This window comes from Paenibacillus vandeheii (assembly GCF_030433635.1).
In the GTDB taxonomy this organism is placed as follows: domain Bacteria; phylum Bacillota; class Bacilli; order Paenibacillales; family Paenibacillaceae; genus Paenibacillus; species Paenibacillus vandeheii.
Genome location: NZ_JAROCD010000006.1, coordinates 22,237 through 43,485 on the forward strand (window position 1 = coordinate 22,237; position 21,249 = coordinate 43,485).

Annotated in this window: 17 protein-coding genes; 11 read left to right on the top strand and 6 right to left on the bottom strand. The window is 45.8% G+C overall.

Features of this window, described 5'->3' with window-relative positions:
* Nucleotides 1–18: 18 nt before the first annotated feature.
* The 3 genes from P5G61_RS12695 to P5G61_RS12705 all read left to right on the top strand — a co-directional run bounded on the left by P5G61_RS12695 (nucleotide 19) and on the right by P5G61_RS12705 (nucleotide 8,804).
* Complete coding sequence (locus P5G61_RS12695; RefSeq protein ID WP_301246805.1) at nucleotides 19–2,250, top strand: FAD-dependent oxidoreductase; 2,232 nt, start codon at nucleotides 19–21, stop codon at nucleotides 2,248–2,250.
* Between the two features lie 17 nt (nucleotides 2,251–2,267).
* The gene (locus tag P5G61_RS12700; protein ID WP_301246806.1) at nucleotides 2,268–3,476 is read left to right on the top strand and encodes an SGNH/GDSL hydrolase family protein; all 1,209 of its coding nucleotides are present in this window, start codon (nucleotides 2,268–2,270) and stop codon (nucleotides 3,474–3,476) included.
* Nucleotides 3,477–3,776: 300 nt separating this feature from the next.
* Nucleotides 3,777–8,804 (top strand): golvesin C-terminal-like domain-containing protein, encoded by a 5,028-nt coding sequence (locus P5G61_RS12705; RefSeq protein WP_301246808.1) that lies wholly within the window; start codon nucleotides 3,777–3,779, stop codon nucleotides 8,802–8,804.
* Nucleotides 8,805–8,959: 155 nt separating this feature from the next.
* Here P5G61_RS12705 and P5G61_RS12710 read toward each other — a convergent pair whose 3' ends face one another.
* Nucleotides 8,960–10,456, bottom strand: coding sequence for an amidohydrolase family protein (locus tag P5G61_RS12710; RefSeq protein WP_301246809.1), 1,497 nt, complete (start codon nucleotides 10,454–10,456; stop codon nucleotides 8,960–8,962).
* A 260-nt stretch (nucleotides 10,457–10,716) separates the two neighbouring features.
* On the opposite strand from P5G61_RS12710, the gene P5G61_RS12715 reads away from it, so the two are divergent.
* The 5 genes from P5G61_RS12715 to P5G61_RS12735 are packed head-to-tail and all read left to right on the top strand — an operon-like array spanning nucleotide 10,717 to nucleotide 13,048.
* Nucleotides 10,717–10,962, top strand: coding sequence for a hypothetical protein (locus P5G61_RS12715; protein ID WP_024629944.1), 246 nt, complete (start codon nucleotides 10,717–10,719; stop codon nucleotides 10,960–10,962).
* A 13-nt stretch (nucleotides 10,963–10,975) separates the two neighbouring features.
* The gene (locus P5G61_RS12720) at nucleotides 10,976–11,362 is read left to right on the top strand and encodes a spore coat protein (RefSeq protein WP_006210206.1); all 387 of its coding nucleotides are present in this window, start codon (nucleotides 10,976–10,978) and stop codon (nucleotides 11,360–11,362) included.
* Complete coding sequence (locus P5G61_RS12725; RefSeq protein WP_079345424.1) at nucleotides 11,362–12,498, top strand: zinc-dependent alcohol dehydrogenase; 1,137 nt, start codon at nucleotides 11,362–11,364, stop codon at nucleotides 12,496–12,498. The genes P5G61_RS12720 and P5G61_RS12725 overlap by 1 nt, the downstream gene beginning before the upstream one ends.
* Before the next feature lie 32 nt (nucleotides 12,499–12,530).
* Nucleotides 12,531–12,740: a hypothetical protein gene (locus P5G61_RS12730; RefSeq protein WP_079345243.1), complete on the top strand. Its 210-nt coding sequence runs from the start codon at nucleotides 12,531–12,533 to the stop codon at nucleotides 12,738–12,740.
* Complete coding sequence (locus P5G61_RS12735) at nucleotides 12,737–13,048, top strand: spore coat protein (RefSeq protein ID WP_079345245.1); 312 nt, start codon at nucleotides 12,737–12,739, stop codon at nucleotides 13,046–13,048. Before P5G61_RS12730 ends, P5G61_RS12735 begins: the two co-directional genes overlap by 4 nt.
* A 231-nt stretch (nucleotides 13,049–13,279) precedes the next feature.
* On the opposite strand, the gene P5G61_RS12740 is transcribed toward P5G61_RS12735, so the two are convergent.
* Complete coding sequence (locus P5G61_RS12740; protein ID WP_301246813.1) at nucleotides 13,280–13,681, bottom strand: VOC family protein; 402 nt, start codon at nucleotides 13,679–13,681, stop codon at nucleotides 13,280–13,282.
* Between the two features lie 383 nt (nucleotides 13,682–14,064).
* Between P5G61_RS12740 and P5G61_RS12745 the strand changes: the two genes are divergently transcribed.
* Both P5G61_RS12745 and P5G61_RS12750 read left to right on the top strand, forming a co-directional pair.
* Nucleotides 14,065–14,676, top strand: coding sequence for a GNAT family N-acetyltransferase (locus P5G61_RS12745; protein ID WP_301246814.1), 612 nt, complete (start codon nucleotides 14,065–14,067; stop codon nucleotides 14,674–14,676).
* A 380-nt stretch (nucleotides 14,677–15,056) separates the two neighbouring features.
* On the top strand, nucleotides 15,057–16,223 hold the full coding sequence (locus P5G61_RS12750) for a chromate transporter (RefSeq protein ID WP_435874176.1): 1,167 nt from the start codon (nucleotides 15,057–15,059) through the stop codon (nucleotides 16,221–16,223).
* A 204-nt stretch (nucleotides 16,224–16,427) separates the two neighbouring features.
* On the opposite strand, the gene P5G61_RS12755 is transcribed toward P5G61_RS12750, so the two are convergent.
* Entirely contained in the window at nucleotides 16,428–17,186 is a 759-nt protein-coding gene (locus P5G61_RS12755) for an SDR family oxidoreductase (protein WP_301246816.1), read from the bottom strand.
* 164 nt (nucleotides 17,187–17,350) lie between these two features.
* Here P5G61_RS12755 and P5G61_RS12760 point away from each other — a divergent pair, with 164 nt between their 5' ends.
* Nucleotides 17,351–18,310 (top strand): AraC family transcriptional regulator, encoded by a 960-nt coding sequence (locus tag P5G61_RS12760; RefSeq protein ID WP_301246817.1) that lies wholly within the window; start codon nucleotides 17,351–17,353, stop codon nucleotides 18,308–18,310.
* A gap of 83 nt (nucleotides 18,311–18,393) precedes the next feature.
* Here the strand turns inward: P5G61_RS12760 and P5G61_RS12765 are convergent, their stop codons facing one another.
* The 3 genes from P5G61_RS12765 to P5G61_RS12775 form a co-directional block, all read right to left on the bottom strand.
* Nucleotides 18,394–18,654 (bottom strand): hypothetical protein, encoded by a 261-nt coding sequence (locus P5G61_RS12765; RefSeq protein ID WP_301246818.1) that lies wholly within the window; start codon nucleotides 18,652–18,654, stop codon nucleotides 18,394–18,396.
* Between the two features lie 240 nt (nucleotides 18,655–18,894).
* A complete protein-coding gene (locus P5G61_RS12770) occupies nucleotides 18,895–20,175 on the bottom strand; it encodes a glycoside hydrolase family 27 protein (protein ID WP_301246820.1) in 1,281 nt (426 codons plus the stop codon).
* Nucleotides 20,176–20,284: 109 nt separating this feature from the next.
* Nucleotides 20,285–21,166: an AraC family transcriptional regulator gene (locus P5G61_RS12775; protein ID WP_301246822.1), complete on the bottom strand. Its 882-nt coding sequence runs from the start codon at nucleotides 21,164–21,166 to the stop codon at nucleotides 20,285–20,287.
* Nucleotides 21,167–21,249 lie beyond the last annotated feature (83 nt).

Consider the following 21,249-nt stretch of genomic DNA (forward strand, 5'->3'; position numbering starts at 1 on the left):
TGATAGAAGCATCTAATCATGGAGGTTATCAAAATGGAGCTTATGAAAGCAGATGTAACCGTCGTAGGTGGAGGTATTGCAGGGATATGCGCTGCCATTGCAGCTGCACGCCAAGGTCTGCAGGTTTCACTTATTAATGATCGGCCGGTGCTTGGGGGAAATGCGAGCAGCGAGGTCAGAGTTCATATCAACGGGTCGGCATATCTCGGAAACAGTCCATCCTATTATGCCCGCGAGGGCGGGTTGGTAGAAGAACTCAAGCTGAAGATCTTTCATTATAATCCGTTATACAACAAGAAGCTTATGCTTTCGCTTTCGGATACGGTCTTGCTCGACATGGTTTATGATGAGCCTAACATTTCTCTATTTCTGAATACATGTGTACATGAAACGGGCATGGAAAACGGCAGAATTAAATGGGTGGAAGGCCTTCAATTGGCTTCCGAAAGAAAATTCCGTTTTGAAAGCCCAACCTATATCGATTGCTCCGGTGATGGAATTGTTGGATACCAAGCAGGTGCTGACTTCCGATGGGGAAGAGAGGCGAAGCATGAATACAAGGAGGAGCTTGCTCCAGAAGTGGCGGATCATTACACGATGGGCGATACGATTCTGTTTCAAGCCCGTGACGTAAACTATTCCGTTCCTTACAAAAGGCCTGGCTTTGCGTATGATATCACGAAGCTGGAGTTTTTCGATAGTATCAGAAAAGGATTAAACCATCGGTCTTTTCCAAGGAAAATCAATGGGCTTGGCGGATTGTGGTGGCTGGAATACGGCGGACATATGGATATTATCAAGAATAATGAAGACATCGCATTGGAACTGCGGAAATTGGTGTATGGAATCTGGGATTATATCAAAAATAGCGGCGAGTTTGATGATGTAGACAATCTCATCTTGGATTATGTATGCCCGATTCCGGGAAAGCGGGAGTCGAGACGTTTTATCGGGGAACACATGCTGTCTCAGAACGATCTTACAGCAAAGACTCATTTCGAAGATGCGGTATCCGTCGGGGGCTGGTATATGGATCTGCATGCGAATAAAGGCATCTACGATGAAGGGCCGGCTACAGCGTGGAATTTCGTGCCGGGATTGTATAATATCCCTTTCCGTAGCTTGTTTTCACGCAATGTTCCCAATCTCATGTTCGCTGGCCGCAATATAAGCGCTACCCATGTAGCTTTTGGGTCTACAAGGGTGATGGCAACCTGCGGTTGTATGGGGCAGGCGGTAGGAACGGCTGCTGCGTTATGCTTGAAATATGAGACAGACCCCACGTCCTTGGTCAAAAACCATATGGGTGAGCTTCAAACGCAGCTGCTTCGAGACGGGCAAACGATTGTAGGGCTTCAAGCGGAGTTGGAACCTTATTTCGCTGACGGTTTAACGATTCGTGCCTCGTCTCAGCGCAGCTATGATAATCCTGAGCCAACTGAAGAGATCTCATTGGATAAAGCGTTATGTTTGGTATTGCCAATTCAGACATCGGTGGCTGAAAGCGTGCGAATCAAAATTAAAAACAGGTCCGAGCATGCGGAAACGTTGCATGTAAAGCTGTTTGGCGGGGAGCGGAAGGAAAACTATATTCCCACCAGCGAGCTGAAAGACTATCACTTGCTTATTTCAGCGGGCCATGATGACTGGATTACGCTGGACCTGGGCTGCGCGAAGCCGGCTGACGACAAAATCTACATCGTTTTGGAAGGCCCGGCGAGCCTTGCCGTACAAGGCAATGAAGAGAAGTTGACAGGAGCGGTCAGCTTCCATTATAGACCAGAAGTGCCTTCCAGGTTGAAGAAGCTTAATAAAAGCATTTGCTTCAAAGACCTATTGCCATCTCAAAATATGTATCATCCTGAGAATGTCGTCAATGGCTTCTCCAGACCTTATGGTTTGCCAAACAGTTGGATTTCTGAACGTACCGAAGGACAGGAATGGTTGGAATTTGGTTTTGCAAGCCCCAAGAATCTGGATGAAATCCATCTTGTTCTCAATTCGCAGCTGAATTTGGAGCATTTTGACGATCCGATCGAGCCATTGATCCAAGATTATGATGTGACCTTAACTTTAGAAGACGGAACCGAGAGTGAAATGAATATCCGTGGTAATTATCTTTCGTTGAATAAACATCAGGTGCATGCAAAAGGTGTAACCCGAATCCGGTTTGATTTCTGTGCAACGTATGGTTCGCCTTATTATGAAGTGTTTGCTGTAAAATTTTTTGCTCCCAAAAACGCTAAGTGAGGGCGGGTGAAGTCACGATGAAGGAATTTTTCCCTCGAAGAGGGCTGCCTAATGTCATTCAAAAGTTGGAAAATGGGGAAACCGTAACAATCGTCTATTTTGGCGGCAGTAATACGCGTTCTGAAGGATACCGGGCCATGACGGCGGATTGGCTGCGAGAGCAATATCCCCATGCGGATATCCGCGCTGTGAACGCAGGCATTGATGGGACAGGATCGGACCTCGGCTGCGCCCGTTTGGAGACCGATGTACTGAGTCATCAGCCTGATCTCGTATTTGTTGAATTTGTTGGAAACGATGGGGGAGTTCCCGAATCCAAAGCGCGAATCGAAGGAATTGTCCGACAGATCCGCAAGCGGAGCCGTTTTACGGATATCCTGTTTGTATATACGGTTAAGGAGCGGGATTTGACCTCATTTCAATCCGGCGAATACCAGAAGGGAGCTCTTATGCAAGATGAAGTCGCCGACTATTATGGTATTCCTTCGATTCATCTGGGTGTAGCGGTCAGTCGATTGGTTTCAGATGGAAAGCTTATTTTTACTTCAAGGGAAGACGTGTCCATCCCCGGAGCCGTTATTTTTACACATGATTCCATCCATCCAACGATTCCTGAAGGACATCAGATTTACACAGATACAATCACACGGTCGTTTGAGAAAATGAGAGAACTTCGAGATCACTTGGGAAAGGTCGAACATCACTTGCCGCAGGACCCTTTGGTCCCGGCCAATCCTTGGGAGTATGCAACCATGCTGCCACTGGATATTTTTACTCATTTTTCCGCAGGGTGGTCTTACATGACCCCTGATGATTTTTCTTTAGTGCGCGATTACGATTGGTTGTTCCCCGGTCTATGGCGAGCAGTCGATCCCGGAGAGACGATCACAGTGGAGTTTGAGGGAACTCACATCGGATTATTCGATATCGGGGGGCCGGATTCCGGCAGATTGAAGGTGTCTGTGGATGGAGGGGAACCCTTCCTTATTGATCGATTCACACCATATAACGATCATAATCGCAATCAGTATGTTTTCTTACCGGAGCTACCAAACGGGAAACATACAATTCGTTTCGAAGTTGATCACGAGAAGACAGACAAAGTGGCCGTGTTTGAGGCAGCCGGAAATGAACGAAGTATGGAGCATGTTCGGCAGCATCCAGCTTGGTATGATCAAACGGTCATTCAGCTTGGGAAATTGCTATTGGTGCAGCCGCCATTATAATGAATTAGTCCACTTGGAAGACCTATATTCTATCTGAATGCAACGGAGCAATCAATTCGGATGTAGGTTTCTTTTTTTTACTTAAAATCTTATAAGAAATTGTTAAAATGAAAGAAATTTCACGGTGATGTGACATGCTAAGATAGAAACGATAGAGCGGGATTAGCCAGAAGGATAATGTTAATTTCTTTTTTTACGATCATTTTAGCAAAGGGACATCTTTTTTTGGAAGCGTTATCATTAATAGGAGAGGCTGTGAGTTATATGGTTAAAAGGAGGCTGTTTTTCTCAATCGTTTACATGTTGACGATCGTAGTTCCTTTAAGCCTGGCTGGAATAAGGGCTGCTTATGCGGAGACCTTACCTTATCAAACGATTATCATCGATGACGGAAGCATCAAGATCAATGATGTTGTGACACCGGATCCAGATAACGAGAACAATGGATATTCGGCTCCAAATTGGACCACAAGCACAGGGGTAAAGGGGTATGACAATTCCAGCTCCAAATATACGAGTACAGCAGGCAGAACGATAACATGGAATCCACGCTTGGAAGCAGGAACCGCGAAAATATCGTTCTATAAGCTGGATTGGGCGGATAAAGCAGATAGTAATGTAAAAATTGAGATTGTTCATAATGGAACGACGGATGTAGTCTTTATGGATCTGAGACCCTCATTTGGCGATCCTGCGGGTTGGGTTGATTTGGGAGAGTACTATTTTTCAGGGGTTGGTGAAGAGTTTGTTAAATTGACCCGCTCTACCAGCACCTCGAACACGATCCTTACGCGCGCTGATGCGGTCAAGTTCGAAGGGAATATAAGGCAGAAAGAGCCACATAAGACGATCATCATTGATGATGGGAGCCTTACGATTGATAATGTCGTTACTGTTGATTCGGGCAATACCACTAACGGCTTCTCCGCTCCTTATTGGAACACAAGTACGGGAGTGAAGGGATACAATAATTCCAGTTCCAAATATACGGACGCCGTAGGCAGAAGCATCACATGGAACCCGCGTTTGGAAGCAGGGAAGGCGAGAATATCGTTCTATAAGCTGGATTGGGCGGATAAAGCAGATAGTAATGTAAAGATTGAGATTGTTCACAACGGGGTTACGGATGTCATGTTTATGGATCTGAGACCTTCGTCGGGTCCATCCGTCGGATGGGTGGATTTGGGGGAGTATGAGTTTAGTGGTGATGATACCGAATTTGTCAGGCTGACTCGAACTCAACCTACGACGGGCAAGATTATTACCCGGGCTGATGCGGTCAAGTTCGAAGGAAATATCCGGCAGCAAACACCACCATTGCCTCCGCTGCGCAGCCGCACATTAGAGAATCTCAGTTACACAGAAAAAGGCAGCATCGAAAATGAAAACTATAAAGCGACCTTCTATGAAGCAGCATGGGATGGGGGCAAATCCATCGTTCGTGACATGTTCTACAAGAACACGGACACAGGAAACTGGATGCCCATAAATAATGTGTCGGAAAGACTTGAGGAGCAATGGGTTTTATTGGATGGGAATGCGGGGAGCCTAACCAATTACTACGATACGATGAACAAACGCTGGATTACATTCGACGGAATTCATTTTCCCGACAGCCACACAGCGGTATTGACCGATTCTTCGCATGGCAGTGATTACGATTTTGAAGTGAACTGGTCTATGGCAGAGGACAAACCTGATGTTTCCTTCGCCTTTACACCTCGCCGCGATGGCAATTATGTGATTGGATATCAGTCCTTCACAACAGAGGTCGTCTCGGGCATCAATGAAGTGTTAAGTGGATTCAGGTCGCACGCCAAAATGGTAGGTACGGTGGAATCAACAAGCTTGAGGGAGCTGAGCGCTCCAATGAGTCTGGTTGAGAAGAATGACGGTGCGGGGAATCCTTTGACGTATGGGGTATTTGTACCATCAGATAAGCTTCCGGTTGAATTTGAACCGACGGGAGGTGTGACGAAACAACGGCTGGGCATGAGCTTGGTCAATAACGAAGGCAGCGTGCAGCCGATCCTGTATGCCCCTCAACTGGGGTCTTATTCGCAAATGACCGCAGAGAGCACCTACCAATTTCATATTGGGTTAATCGCTCAACGCAGCAAACTTTATGAGTCCTACGCGAATATTCTTCGCAGTGAGTACGGATATTCGGCATACCGGGAAAATGTCTCCGAGCAGTCGCTTACTGACGCGATGTTCAATATGATTGATGTGCTTAAGATAGAGCCGCAAGGGGACGACTCTGTTGATTATGTCCCGTCACCCAGCGGGTGGTGGAGCCGAGCCAAGGGTTTTATTGATATCGAAAACGAGGATAGCGTTCGAACAAGCTCGAATGCGGTTCTTCTGGGAGCTTACTATTTGAGCGGTGATGACCAGCTTTATGATACGAGAGCATTGCCATCCGTCCAGTATGGCGTTTCGCGAAATGGCATCGGATGGTCGCCGACGAAGAAGAATGTATACGGCGTGCCTTCATTATGGAAAATGGCTGCTCTGCCGTTCGATGTTTCAAGCGTAGCCGCAGTGAATCAGATGATGGGCACTTCGGCAGGAATTGAGGCGATGGCACAGGAAGAGTACCTCGTGCGTGATCCTGACCAGAAAGACCGAGGCCCTGTCATTCAGCCGCTGATGATGTATCGTATGACGGGAGATGCACAGTATTTGCAAGCTGCCAAGGATGCAGCCGATAGCTATATCATGCAGCATATTGATACGCCTGCATCCGTGAATGTGAGTAAAAATGAGTTCATTTATTATTATAGCAAGCTGTGGATGGAGATCTTGGAGCTTTATGAGGAAACTCAGGATCCCAAATACTTGGATGCCGCTTATAAGGAAGCCAAACGGTATGCAACCATGTTCGTTGCTCGTCCAGTTCCTGAAGGGAACGTTACGATTCCGCAGCCTGAGACATATAACTATGCTGAGTCTTTCCATTGGCCGGAAAGCGGAAAATTTCAATATCCTAGGCTCAAGCTTCCAGAAGATATAGCCGGAGGCGTACAAGCGGAACGATGGCTCGTTTCACCGAGCGGATTGACGTTTGAAGCTGGAAGTACAACCGGTTATTATCGGATGAATGCCCAGGAAGCTCCATTCATGCTGAGGTTGTCGCTCTATACAGGTGATAAACTGCTGCAGGATATTGCTCATAATGCGGTTATTGGTCGATATTCCAGTTATCCAGGTTATTACTATAAGGGCTTTGCCGTTAGCCAACTGGAACCCGATTTTCCTTTGGAAGGCCCAAGCGGGGCTACATCCATCTATTATCACCATATCCCGGGGCAGCTCGGGCAAACGATGGATTATTTGATCAGCGAACAAACGTTGAAATCGAACGGGAGTATTACATTTCCTTCCGTATTCGAAACGAATTTTTTATGGTTCAAATATCACCTCTATGGGAATAAACCAGGTCAATTTTATGGTAATTCGGATGTTTGGCTTTGGATGCCCAAGGGGATTATTCAGACCAACCATCCTCAATTGAACTGGATAACGGGTGAGAGCGGGGATAAATTCTACATCGGGCTAAGCAACGCATCGTCAGAAGAAGTTCAGACTCCGATCGAATTGAATGAACAGATCATTGGGTTCAACCCGGCACAAGATTATAACGTAACGATCATCCGCGATAATGGCACACCAGAACAAGCGGTTATGAGGGGCGGAATCATTCAAGCCACGGTTTCAAGCAAGGGAATCACCGCTATCATTGTAGAGGGACTCGATATTGATGTGCCGCTGCATCAGGTTAGAACGGCTGATCCATCGGATGCAAGCTATTTCTTCGATACCCATAGTCCAATCGATGCGGTTAAAGGCATGCTGATCGTCAAGCCTGACGAAACGGTTTATGATGCTTATGTGCAGGCCAAAACGACGAAACCAGCGACAATCCATTATTCCTTGGATGGCGGGGCTACATATACAACCATCCCAGATACGATATATCCGATGGAATGGTCGATACGGGTGGACGATTTATCCCAAACCTTCACGTATTATGTGGAATCGGAAGGGAAACAGACCCGCAAGCGGACACTCTATCTGCCCGATCAGGTAACGGAAACTCCAGTCCAACCCGATGGTCCGGATGGTTCATCGATCATTGTGGATAATACGGAGGCGGAGACAGAAGGGGTTTGGATAAGGGATACGACGGCTAACGACTATTACTATGATAACTATGTGTATGCCAAATCGACAGCCGGCACAGCGACAAGCAAAATGAAATGGCGGCCAGAACTGCCGGAAAGTGTTACTTACAGTGTGTATTACAAGCTTCCGCAAATAACGGCTGCGACTGAAAATTGGGCGACGAATGCCTCATTTACCGTATATTATAGCGGGGGCTCCGAGACGGTTACCGTTGATGAAACAACGGCCAATGGTACTTGGGTACATCTAGGTGACTATCCTTTTGCGGCAGGCGATAGCGGCTACGTGGAACTAACCAATAAGGCCAACAAGTCAAGGGTCGTTGCCGATGCGATCATGTGGGTGGACCCAAACAGGATACCGCAATTGGAATCGGCGGTGATCCTGTCCGATCGGAACGAGCTGCAGATGACTCAAAACGCACAGCTGAGCGTAACCGGCTATTTGGATAACGGTTTGATCGGTGATCTGACACAGGCCAATGTGCAGTATTTCGTTGACCGTACGGATCTGGCTGAAGTGGATAGCAGCGGTAAGTTAACCCTTCTAAATCTCGATGAGGCAACGGATCACATTGAGGTATGGGCCACAGTAACGATTGACGGAGTGACCTTAACAACTCCTTCGTTGACCATACCGATCAAGGACCTAACGGTTATCGTCGACAGTACAAATACAACAGGGTTGTACACGACAGAAGGGTCTTGGAACCAAAGCAATCTAGCTGGATACAAAATTGGGGTTAAGTCGCGTTACACTACAGTACAAGGATCATCAGCAACGTGGAAAGGCCAGTTTCCGGAGGGGAAATATACGGTCTCCATCTTCAAACTCGTCCATACGACGGCAAACGATAATCATGTCAAAGTGGAGGTGAAGCATAAGACGGGTACCGAGGTGACGTATATCGATGCAACGGTCGGCTCATCGGGTTGGGTTAATCTAGGAACGTTCGACTTTACAGGAGACGGCAGCGAATATGTTCGTTTAACGAGGGAGACTCCAACAACGGTAGACCCGCCAACGCTTCCGGCCGATATGATCTATACGAGGGTTGATGCAGTTAAGTTCGAACGACATTCCGTGAGTCCAGAGCTTCTTACAAATGAGGAGCCAGGTGAACCGACAATTTCTGAATAATAGCTGAGCAGGCGAGTCATTGAATTTTTGAATTGCAGAAGACAGCTATATGTAAAATACCAAAAGATCTCTTCACTACTGAAGAGATCTTTTGGTGTACAACAACTTATTTAAAGTCGCTATTTTGCGGCTTTTCGTCCTACTTCAGTTACGCATTAATGATTATGAAGGATGTACTTAGTGTCAGACGAGTCTGATCTTTCCGGTTCTTTCATATCGGCAACCTTCATCACGGGGTATGTTTTAACTGCTTGATCCAAGGTCTTCTTTTCGATAAGTTTTCCGTCCAAGACAACCGCAGAGATGCTTGTTGTGTTTCGAATGTCCTCCAGAGGGTTCTTTTCAAGCAGCACAAGATCGGCGAGCTTTCCTTTTTCTACGGTACCCAGTTCCTGCTCTCTTTCCAAGTATCGTGCAGGATTCAGCGTTGCCGTCTGCAATGCCTGTAGCGGGGACAGGCCGCTTTTCACCAGCAATTCGAGTTCATCATGCAAGGAAACGCCGTATATAAAGTTGGTCATTTCGAAACTGGAATCGGTACCTGCAAGCATAGGCACGCCAGCATCATTCAGCTTTTTGACCATATCTGGCGTTGTAGAATTGATGGCCGTCATTAATTCCGTTTGTTCCGGAGGCGTGGAGCGAATCACTTCGGCCCATTGCTCCTGCACGGCAGTCGGTACATATGTGGACCGCGGATCGATTTCGGTTTTGGCCATATTCAAATAAGTAACCATGGTGGGTACAGGCCAGACTTCCTTTTCTTTGAATGTGTTAAACAGCTTGTTAGCCTTTACGGAATCATAGGCCTGGGAGGCCTCGATCTCTGCCAGCGAATAACCAAGCAAATCGCTCATGTCTGCATGCTTGAAAATATCATCTTCAATGCTCGAAGTGGCAATAAACAAACCGTGCAGATGTTCTATGCTCTTAAACCCCAATTGAACGGCTTCGCTGGCCCGTACCTCTACCGGCAAATGACCAACCACTGGCAAGCCGTACTTCCGGGCTTCATCCATGACCGCCAAAAACAGAGGACGCGGCAACCAAGAGTATACCTTGATATGATCCGCTCCTTTGACCGCATTGAGACGTACGGCTTTGCGTGCTTGTTCCTCTGTTTCCAAGTAGAACATGTGAGGGGCATCGTCAGCTGGACCTCCATTCAGGGTCGAACCCGCATAAACAAGACGTGGGGCCGTCATACCGGCTCGAATGCTATTTTTCCATATATCGACGTTTTTCAGAGCTGCCCCCATCTCCCTGACTCCGGTTACTCCGTTAGCCAGAAAAAGCGGGAAGGCGTCTTTATAGTTATCTTCCAAATGGACGTGCATATCCCACAAACCAGGAATGACGTATTGGCCCGTTGCATCACGTACTTGCGCGTAAATGGGAATCGCCGTTTGAGCGCTGTTTCCAATGTGACTAATCTTATTATCCGTAATGATAATCGTCTGATCGTTAGTTAACTTTCCAGACCTTACGTCCACGATTGTTGCATGCTGCAGTACCAATGTCTGCCTAGTCACAGGCTCGATGCTTGCATAACCGGTACCTGCTCCCGTTAATGCAATTAATAATGCGAAGATCCCTAACACCAACAGGGACTTCCTGAAGCTAAGTACGTTTCTCTTCCTTGTTAAACTCATTGTTGTCCTCCTCGTAAAATTAAATAATATCAATCGATATAATTTAATTGTAGAGAGCAAATCCTGAATTTTTATTAATTCATTCTTACAAAAAGCTTACATTTTTACGAGTGAAGGAAACGGGTATGCCATATTTTTTTGGACATCCATAATTGGAATATTTTTATATGCGGTATAGGAGGAGAAGCCCGAATCAAGCTTTATGCAGAGGGATAACCTAATTTTACATCCGTGTTCAATGAAGGAGGTGCAAGTCAAACGTGAAAGATATTTCACTCGCCCCGCATGAATCGCTAGATCTCCATGAAGTGCTGAATTTCAAGACGCTCTGTGCGGCAAAGTCCAAGCTGATGCAGGGGGTCGTTTTCGACCAGGAATTGAAGATGCTCATGCAAAAAGACGTAGAACAATCCACGGTGGATATCAGTGAGCTGACAGCGCTCTATCAAAGAGCGCCATTCCAGGCTCCGGTTCCCGAAAGCAAACCTACTCCCATTCTAAATTAAAGGTGATGACCTGATGAACAGCGATTATTTAGATCCGATCAATTCGCTTAACATGCCTGAAATGGCCGACATGACATTCGCCATGGATTTTCTGCTTCGAGCCAAGGAAGGGGTACGGAACACCGCCGTTGCCCTGACCGAAACCGTATCGTCCGATGCAAGAGAACTGCTCAAAAAGCAGTTAAAACAGGGCATTGCCCTTCACCAGGAAATTACTGAGCTCATGATTCGAAAAAAATGGTTTCATCCATATGAGCTGAACGAACAATATCAGCTGGACCAGCTTTCCGCCAAAAATACGGCCATGATTGCCGGAATGAACCTGTTTCCGGGAGATACGTCGCGCAAAGGGATGTTTGACAGGACGCCGGATGAGCATAAGGGGGAAAGCCAGGCATGATGAAAGCAGTGACGTACCAAGGAGTCAAAAACGTTGTCGTCAAAGACGTCCCTGATCCGAAAATTCAAAAGCCGGACGACATGATCGTCAAGCTGACCAGCACCGCCATTTGCGGCTCCGATTTACACCTGATTCACGGCATGATTCCCAATCTGCAGGAGGATTACGTCATCGGGCATGAGCCGATGGGGATCGTAGAGGAAGTCGGACCCGGAGTCACTAAGCTGAAAAAAGGGGACCGTGTCATTATCCCGTTCAATATTGCTTGTGGTGAATGCTTTTACTGTAAAAATCAACTGGAGAGCCAGTGCGACAATTCTAATGATAACGGAGATATGGGAGCATACTTCGGTTACTCGGGAACGACCGGTGGGTTTCCTGGCGGGCAGGCCGAATACTTGCGGGTTCCGTTTGCCAATTTTACGCATTTTAAAATTCCTGAAAGCAATGAGCAGCCGGATGAAAGCCTTGCTTTGATCGCCGATGCGATGACAACCGCTTTTTGGAGCGTTGATAATGCGGGCGTGAAACAGGGCGATACGGTGATCGTGCTTGGCTGCGGTCCGGTTGGACTGCTTGCTCAGAAATTTTGCTGGTTTAAAGGAGCGAAGCGGGTTATCGCTGTCGATTATGTAGATTACCGGCTGCAGCATGCCAAAAAGAATAATAACGTCGAAACCGTCAATTTTGAGCATCATGAAAATGTCGGTAGCTACCTGAAGGAAATTACAAAGGGTGGAGCGGATGTGGTCATCGATGCGGTGGGCATGGACGGAAAGATGAGCGATCTCGAATTCCTGGCGAGCGGTCTGAAGCTGCAAGGCGGAACCATGAGCGCGATAATTATTGCTTCCCAAGCGGTTCGCAAGGGCGGAACCATTCAAATTACCGGCGTATACGGCGGCCGTTACAACGGATTTCCGCTGGGCGATATCATGGAGCGCAATGTAGCCATTCGCTCCGGACAAGCACCGGTTATTCATTATATGCCCTACATGTATGAACTGGTGACAACAGGGAAGGTCAACGTGGCCGATATCATTACGCACGTGATTCCGCTGAGTGAGGCCAAACGCGGCTATGAAATGTTTGATACGAAGACAGATAACTGCATTAAAGTTATTTTAAAGCCGTAAAGAGCTGATTAAACAAGGGAGTGAAGTACTAGATGAACCCAACGTATGCAATGCATGAAGCCTTGGAGGTGCATGAGATTGCTGCCTTCAAGACGGTCTGCATGACGAAGTCCAAGACGATGCAGGCGCTGGTCACGGACCCCGAGCTGAAGCTTATTCTCCAGCAGGATGCCGCCATGTCGTCTGATCAGCTGGCCGAGCTGTCCGCAATAATGACCAAAGGAATGGAGACACTGCAATGAATCCTGTACTGGAATACATGACTGGCATGAACAAAATGACAGATGATGTGATCGCCATGGACTTTCTGGCCACGGCCAAGAGCGGCGTCCGGAATTTGGCGATGGCCGTAACGGAATGCGTCACACCGGAAATCAAGGGTGTTCTGGAACGCCAATTGGAACAGGCAATCGATACGCATGAAAAGATCAGCAAATATGCGATTGCCAAGGGATTGTATCATCCCTTCAACGTACAGGAACAGTTCCGCGTCGATCTACAGCAGATCGAAACGGCGCAGAGCATACCCTCACCATCACCAACACAATAGTATCGAGCACACACTTACAAATAACCGTACCTGATTTAGCAGAGAGCCGGCTGTAGCCATACAGCCGGTTTTTTTATGGTGAAGTACCTACCTTTATAAGAATGTGATTCAATAAACTGCTTAAGTTCTTTAACCCGCGAATTTTTCCTTCCAAGCAACGATCTTGATTGGAATGACAGATATGAGATTACAGGGGATATAAAAAAACGCCGGTCATCGGCGTTTTTCATGTTAGTGTTTCGGCATTTTGCTCTCATCCATGTACAGCAGGTTCCAGCGATGCCCGTCCAGGTCGGCAAATCCTGCGCCGTACATCCAGCCGTCCATTTCACTCGGCTTGCCAAAGATGTTTCCTCCGGCAGACTCTACTTTTTGAATAAAAGTATCTACTTCTTCTCTGCTTTCAGCACCAATGGAAAATATTACTTCTGCGCTTTGGGAAGTATCTGCGATTTTTGAACCTGTAAACTTCTCAAACGCCGCATCCGGGAACAGCAGAATCGTTGTTTGGCCTACGACAAGCTTGGCTCTCTCGTTACCAACGCTCACCGCTTGGAATCCAATCTCATTGAAAAAGACAGTTGACCTTTCAACATCTTTGACTGGCAGGTTAATCCAGATCTCCTGGGACATGGCTGTAGCCTCCTGAAATATATTTTCAACTTACTCTTACTATACTTTACTTCTGGAAGTAGAAGCGAATCTTATAAATGAAACGCAAGGTAGGACATTCCTGTCATGTGATTATTTCCATATAGTTTAAATCCTTCAAGGAATGTACATTGAATCATCATTTAAGCTTTGCAGAAGCTAACTGAGGGTACGTAAAGCATTTGCATGAAAACCCTTAATGATTAAGTCTTTTTTGTGTTCTTTTATCTATCATTGCTTGACGGTGCACTCAAAAATGAAGTAATGTATAATTAATTGATAGTAAAATCTATCAAATAATAAACGATAATTATATTTACTGATAATAGCAGGATTATATATTTAGTGACAGGAGTAGTGATTATATGACTAATATTTCTATTGTAAATGGAACCCCACATTCTCTTGTGGGATCTAAACTAAATCTAATGGCGCTTGGGGATATAGCAAATACGATTGCTGGCTCAACCAATCAAAGCATCGTAGGTGCTACCTTCCATAAACTCTGGCAGTCTAAGAACAATCGATTCAGTCATGAATATGCGTATGAAGCAAAAATGGGAGATAAAACGCTTGGAATGATTACGTGTTTGCCTGTTACCGTTATGGAGAGATTGGTCTCAGCTACGGCGAAACAACTCTTGTCATACAGAAAACTAGGCTTAATTACTTACAACCTATTGCATCCAAGAGCATTATTTTCCAATATCACTCTGAAAGAAGGATTTGAAGGGGAGTTTCATATTGCAACACTTGCAGCAATGCCCGAAAGCAGAGGAATGGGCGTCGGCTCCAAACTTATTCTTCATGCGGAAGAGCAGGCCATTAAACAAGGCTATAATGTAAGTTCTCTGACAGTTAAAAAAGAAAATCATCAGGCGGGAAAATTGTATGCCAGACTCGGGTATGAAATTACATCGGAAGTGAATAAACCGACGATTTCGTTGTATAGAATGGTAAAAAAACTAAAGTATTAATTAGGTTCGTGGTTAGGTCGAGGGACACGAAGATAGTTCCGTTACAAGTCGCTAATGTAGCGGCTTTTTTTGTATGGCTTTAGCCAGTCAAGTGCGTGAAACACCCAAATCAAAAATCAGCTAATGTTATGTTTGTTCAGCATTTTAAGCTGGGTGGATGAGTTTCTTTACATAAGTAATGTCCTCCACGAAATACTTATCTGGATAGCATGTAATATTGTAAAGTTTCTGTAAATGCGGTTCTAGGCATCGTTTTATGTGTTACCATCTGTTTTAGATAATCAAAATTGAATGACGAAAAATTAAAGATTAAATAACAATCCTATAGAATGGAAGGAGAAAAGTAATTGGATGAAGCAGTAATGAAAGAAAAAAGTTTAATGAAGTCATTACTCGAGATTTTAAGGGTATCGACTAGATTAGGTTTTACATCATTTGGTGGGCCAATTGCTCATCTGGGATATTTTCATGACGAGTATATTCGTAGAAGGAAGTGGATGGACGAAAAAAGTTATGCTGACTTAGTCGCTTTATGTCAATTCTTACCGGGTCCTGCGAGTAGCCAAGTAGGGATTGGTATAGGTGTCATGCGAGCTGGAGTATTAGGAGGTATTGTTTCGTTTCTTGGTTTTACATTACCTTCAGTACTTGCCCTCATTATTTTTGCATTGATTCTCCAAGGACTAGATGTAAGTAACGCAGGCTGGATACATGGCTTGAAACTTGTTGCTGTCGCCGTTGTTGCACATGCTGTTATAGGAATGGCTCAAAAACTAACACCTGATTTAAAACGAAAAGCAATTGCCTTGTTAGCATTAGTGATTACATTATTGTGGCAAACAGCCTATAGTCAGGTAGGAGTTATCCTTATATCAGCAATTATTGGTTTCCTAATATATAGACACCAGAAAGACGAATCTGATGGGAAAGTTAGTTTTCCAGTAACCCGTGGATTTGCAGTAGGTTGTTTAGTATTATTTTTTGGTTTATTAATTCTTCTTCCAATACTAAGAGAAGTGACTTCTGTTCACTGGATTGCAATGTTTGACAGTTTCTATCGTTCGGGTTCCCTTGTGTTTGGAGGAGGGCACGTCGTTTTACCTTTGCTTGAAAAAGAATTTGTACCCACCGGCTGGTTGAGTGAAGAGGAGTTTCTTGCCGGATATGGGGCAGCCCAAGCGGTTCCGGGACCCTTGTTTACCTTTGCAGCCTACCTAGGTACGGTGATGAATGGGTGGGTTGGAGGTTTATTAGCAACAGTTGCTATATTTTTACCTGCATTTTTATTGATTATAGGAACACTTCCTTTTTGGGATAGCCTACGTCGCAATCCAAAGGTCAAAGGTGCGTTAATGGGAGTAAATGCAGCAGTAGTTGGTATTCTAATTTCTGCTTTTTATCAGCCGATTTGGACTAGTTCTATCTTGGCACCCATTGACTTTGCTTTTGCAGCTATACTGTTTAGTATGTTGGTTTATTGGAAGTTGCCACCTTGGATTACTGTTGTAACAGGTGCCCTTGGAGGAACCCTAATGTCACTCATTTAAAATGATTTATACAAAATTAATTATTCTTGAATCTTAAAAACAAAACAAACGGAAAAGGTTTCATTACTTCCGTTTGTTTTTTATTTGTTAATAGACTGGATTTGCGGTAAGAAGAAGGGGAGCGAAAGCGGCCAAGTTGCTTCCCCCAGCTACTCCGTGTACCGAGTCCCTATTTAACGTGAATTTAATTGAGACTTTTTAGCTCTACAGTTGTGCCGTGGGACGGATGACGATTTCGTTAATATCCACATCGGACGGCTGCTCAATCGCATAAATGATTGCACTGACAACGGCTTCCGGCCGTAATCCTAGCCCATCTCTAACCGAAGCTAGCTGATCCTTTATTTTTTGATTGGGTATCCCATCGATAAAGTTGGTCTGCACAACACCTGGCGAAATGGTCGTAACGCGTATGTGATCGCCGGCTTCCTGCCGGAGACCCTCAGAAATTGCGCGTACAGCAAACTTGGAACCGGAATAAACAGCCTGATTTGCAACGGTCTTCAATCCAGCAGTAGAGGCGATGTTTATAAAGTGACCCAGGCTTTGCTTGCGGAAAACAGGCAGCGCTGCGGCTATTCCGTACAGAACGCCCTTCGTATTAACGTCAATGGTCGCTACCCAATCTTCGACACGAAGATCATCTAATGGAGAGATCGGGCCTATACCTGCATTGTTGATGAGCACGTCCAGTTTACCATAGCGTTCGCAGGCCAGCTGTACCAAATTGGACAGATCTTCGCGGCTTGTTACATCCGTTTGTACATATACCGCTTCTCCGCCGAGGCTTTCGATTCGTGCCACGATGTCTTTAAGGCGATCCGTGCTCCGCGCCCCAATAACCAGCTTTGCTCCAAGCTCCGCGAGTCGGACGGCTGCTGCTTCGCCAATTCCACTGCTTGCTCCTGTAATGGCAATAACTTTTCCTTTGATTCCTGACATCAATTCATCCTTCATTTTCATAACCGGATCCTTCTTTCATTTAATATTTTCCTTACCTGTCTCATGATAAGAAAAATCTAGTAAACCCAAGTAGACTATTCTTACGCAATCCTTGCCTATTCCTGTCTGGATCTTGGGTTATAATACTTTTACAAGGTTCAATGAAAAGGAGGTGAGAACCCGTCTTGAATCAATATGTTTCTGAATTAGCTCGTCAAATTGCGCGGCTTGCGCCGAACGATGGTGTGCACGCAACAGCTATTCCTGAGCTCTGCTTCCGACGTGTGTCCAGGGAATCAGAACCAACGCATTCAATCAACAGGCCCTCGCTGTACGTGATTGTCCAAGGTTCCAAAACGGCGGCGTTAGTCAGAGAGAGCTTCCTGCTCAATCCGGGTATGTATATGGTGACATCTGTACATCTGCCAGTGATTGGGAAAATTATTGAGGCTACGAAGGAAAAGCCATATTTAAGTTTAGCCCTGACGCTCAATCCGGATGTCATTGTAGATATAAACAAGAAATATAACCCTTCTCCAAAGGAGAGGGGGGAGACATCGGGGCGAAGCATTCTGGTCAATTCGTCAACCCCTCCCTTGCTGGATGCGATGCTGCGCCTCGTCCAATTGTTAGAAACGCCTGAGGATATTGACATGCTGTCACCGCTCGTCATCCGGGAAATATTTTATCGAGTGCTGCAGGGAGAGCAAGGGGCGCTCATTAGGCAATTTTCCGTGTTAGGAAGTTATGCCCAGGTTATTTCAAGCGCCATCCATCTAATCAACAGAGATTACTCGGAGCCGCTAATAATCGAAGAGTTGGCAGCTCTTGTTAGCATGAGCCCTACAACTTTTCATAAGCAATTTAAACGGGTAACAGCTATGAGCCCACTGCAGTATCAGAAAACAATCCGGCTGCAAACGGCACGAAGGCTTCTACTCACGGAGGGCCTGGATGCAGCAACGGCAGGATTTCGTGTTGGATACGAAAGTCCTTCTCAATTCAGCAGAGAATACGCACGATTATTCGGGCGGCCCCCGATGAGCGATGTCCAACACCTGCACGATTCGCTAAGTAAAGGGGAGGGAATGAATCGCTTTGTGACATCAAAGCGCATTGTAGAAAGGAATAAAGAACAGGACTAGAACGATTAGGTAAGGAAGCTTTAAGCAAGGTGGAGAGTTATTGTTGATTTACAGGATGGAGGTTTCTTATATATATATCAATCCTATGGCTGTAGCAGCCATCGATGCACTTCAGGAAACAGCACGCCACATGTGGATTCATGATGTGTTCCACCAGGAATAACGTCAACTCGAATCTGCTTCTCCAGTATCCCGTTATAACTCTTAGGTGAATAAATCCAAACTCTACGCTCCGTCTGCAATTGTGGAATCGGAAATGACTCGTAAATCTTCACATTGCCCGTGATGGTGTGAGTGGCTTCGTCTGTAAAAACTTTTCGCCAAGGTACAGGACTGTTATTCATCATGAAGCCTCCTAAGTCTATGTATTAACTAAAATCTTAACCTCTGCTCCTATGAATGCAATGGACGTTCTATTCTCCATAACTGCAGAAGTTCTAGCAGAAAACAGGCACCGCTGACGGCTGTCAGCGGTTTTTTTACGTCTGGAAAGAAAAACCGATCGTCCCGTTCTAAAAAAACGATACAGTATTTCTTTTCGCTTGCAAGACTAGCTCCAGTTACGTTTTGGGCCATGCTCGGAATTAATAAAATTGATAGAGTCGTACACCATGAGGTGGCACAGTGGCACGGAGCGAATTTTCTGTAAATTCAGCAGGCACTCTGCTCCAAAGTTCAGTACCTTCGGTAAGGTCGGAAAGGCCGATTTCCGCAAAGTTCATTTCCAGTTGAAGCAGGTTTTCACTAATATTAAACACAGCGACATAAGAGGAACCTTCAGCGTTTTGAGCTGTCCATACAATGAGATCCTCTTTCCGCAACGCTTCTCTGGCTCCATAACTCTCTCGATGCATACGAAGAACCTCACGGTTGGTCAGCAGTGACAGTGTCCAGTCGTCATTGTCCCGCAGTTCACCACCGAAGATGAGCGGAGAACGGAAAATACTCCACAGTGACATCATAGTCAACTGTTCATCAGGCGTGAATCGGGTCCAACGATCTGCTCCACCGCCATCTACAGAACGAATCCCAATATGTCCCAGAGGAAGCATATCACAGTCCGGCCAGCATCCTGCCTGAGGGACGCCCTGCCATGTCCGGCAGCGGTCGAACATATCCAGCAACAGCGGCCAAAGATCCCAGAAGTCATCTGTAACTCGCCACATGTTGGCATGTTCAGCAAAAAATTCCGAGTGTTCTACCGGGGCTGGTCCTGGAGAAAGACTCAGTACCATAGGGCGCCCTAAGCGCTCGATCGCTTTGGAGATCATTTCAATCTCCGGTTGATGAGTTGCGTATAGTCTGGAAGCGGCAATGTCGTCCACCTTCACCAGATCAACGCCCCATTGAGCGTAAAGTTCAAAGAGAGAATTGTAATAAGCCTGTGCTCCTTCTTTTGAAGAATCCACACCGTACATATCCGTATTCCATGGACAGATAGAGTTCGTATGAGCAATTTCGCGTGCAGTTGCTGTAGAGCCCAGGATTGGGGTAGCATCGTGGACAGCTTGACGCGGAATGCCGCGCATGATATGAATGCCAAATTGAAGTCCTAGGCTATGTACGTAATCAGCTAATGGCTTAAACCCTTTTCCACCTGCAGCAGAAGGAAACCGGTTCTCCGCAGGCAAAAGACGGGAATATTCATCCATTATCAGCGGAACGAATGGACGGTATTGCGAAGAATTTGCATGGGGTTCGTACCATTGAATATCGACAGTGATGTAGCTCCAGCCAAAATCTTTGAGATGTTCGGCCATATATTCCGCGTTGCCACGGATTTCCTCTTCGGTTACAGCCGCGCCATAGCAATCCCAACTGTTCCAGCCAAGGGGCGGTGTTGATGCCGCAAGTATATGCTTCATGGTAATACTCCTTTACTGATTAATTATTGCTCTTGCTAATTTCATCATAGTATAGGAGTTTATTAATAATCCACAGTAATCTTGAAGGGCCAATAGCACAATATTGCGGTTAGTCGAAGAACAGTTTACGATAAGCAAGACTTTCTCCGCCACTTCGGAATTCACCCGGTGTAAGACCGGTTAAGTTACGGAATGCTTTGATAAAATAGCTTCCGCTGGAGTAACCAACGCGTTCGGCGATAGATTCAACACTAAGGGGCGTCCCGCGAAGCAGCTCAATAGCCTTTTCGATACGTATGCGAGTTAGATAAGCTCCTGGTGTCAAGCCCATGCTGGATGAGAAGCGACGTATAAAGTGATATTTGGATAGGGAAACGTGCTCAGAAAGTTGATCCATGCTGATCATTCTGGAATAGTTTTGCTCTATAAATTCGGCTGCACGTTGTATATTCTCCGACCAGTTCTCCCTGTTCCGTAGGTTTGTTTTCTGTAATCTGACCAGTTCTGTCATGAACTGATAGACGCAAGATGAAGCGATCAGAGGATCTGTGATCCTGCCTGCTGCCGCATCAGCCACAATCATCCGCAGCAATCGGACTGGTGCACCATCAATGGGAAGATAGGGGACTTCTCCTGCTTCACGAAGGTACTTTTGCCAATGGGGCAGAATCAGATTGGGGCGAAATAGCAGGAACAGGAATTCCCACGGCTCTTTCGATTTCGAGTGATAATAATAGCGGTGCGGGCCTGGAATTTCGGCCAAAAAAGCTTGTCCTGTGGTGACACGGTGAATTTCACCTTTCGACTCAAATACACCTTCGCCAGAGGTCGTGTACTGGAATAACAGAAGTGGGCCATCCGCACGCTCCAATCCATCCCAGCGATAAGAAGGATCGGTTACAGAATCACATCCGGCTGCAAACAAAACACACAGCTGAAGCTCTTTATCTTCGGCAAATCGAAATCCGTACGTACCTTTGGGAATGTTCATATACGTCCTCCTGGCGGTAGTAAATATGAATAGTGGTCAAGTTATGTATAATCTAAACTTAAAATTAAAGGGTGTTCTTTGAA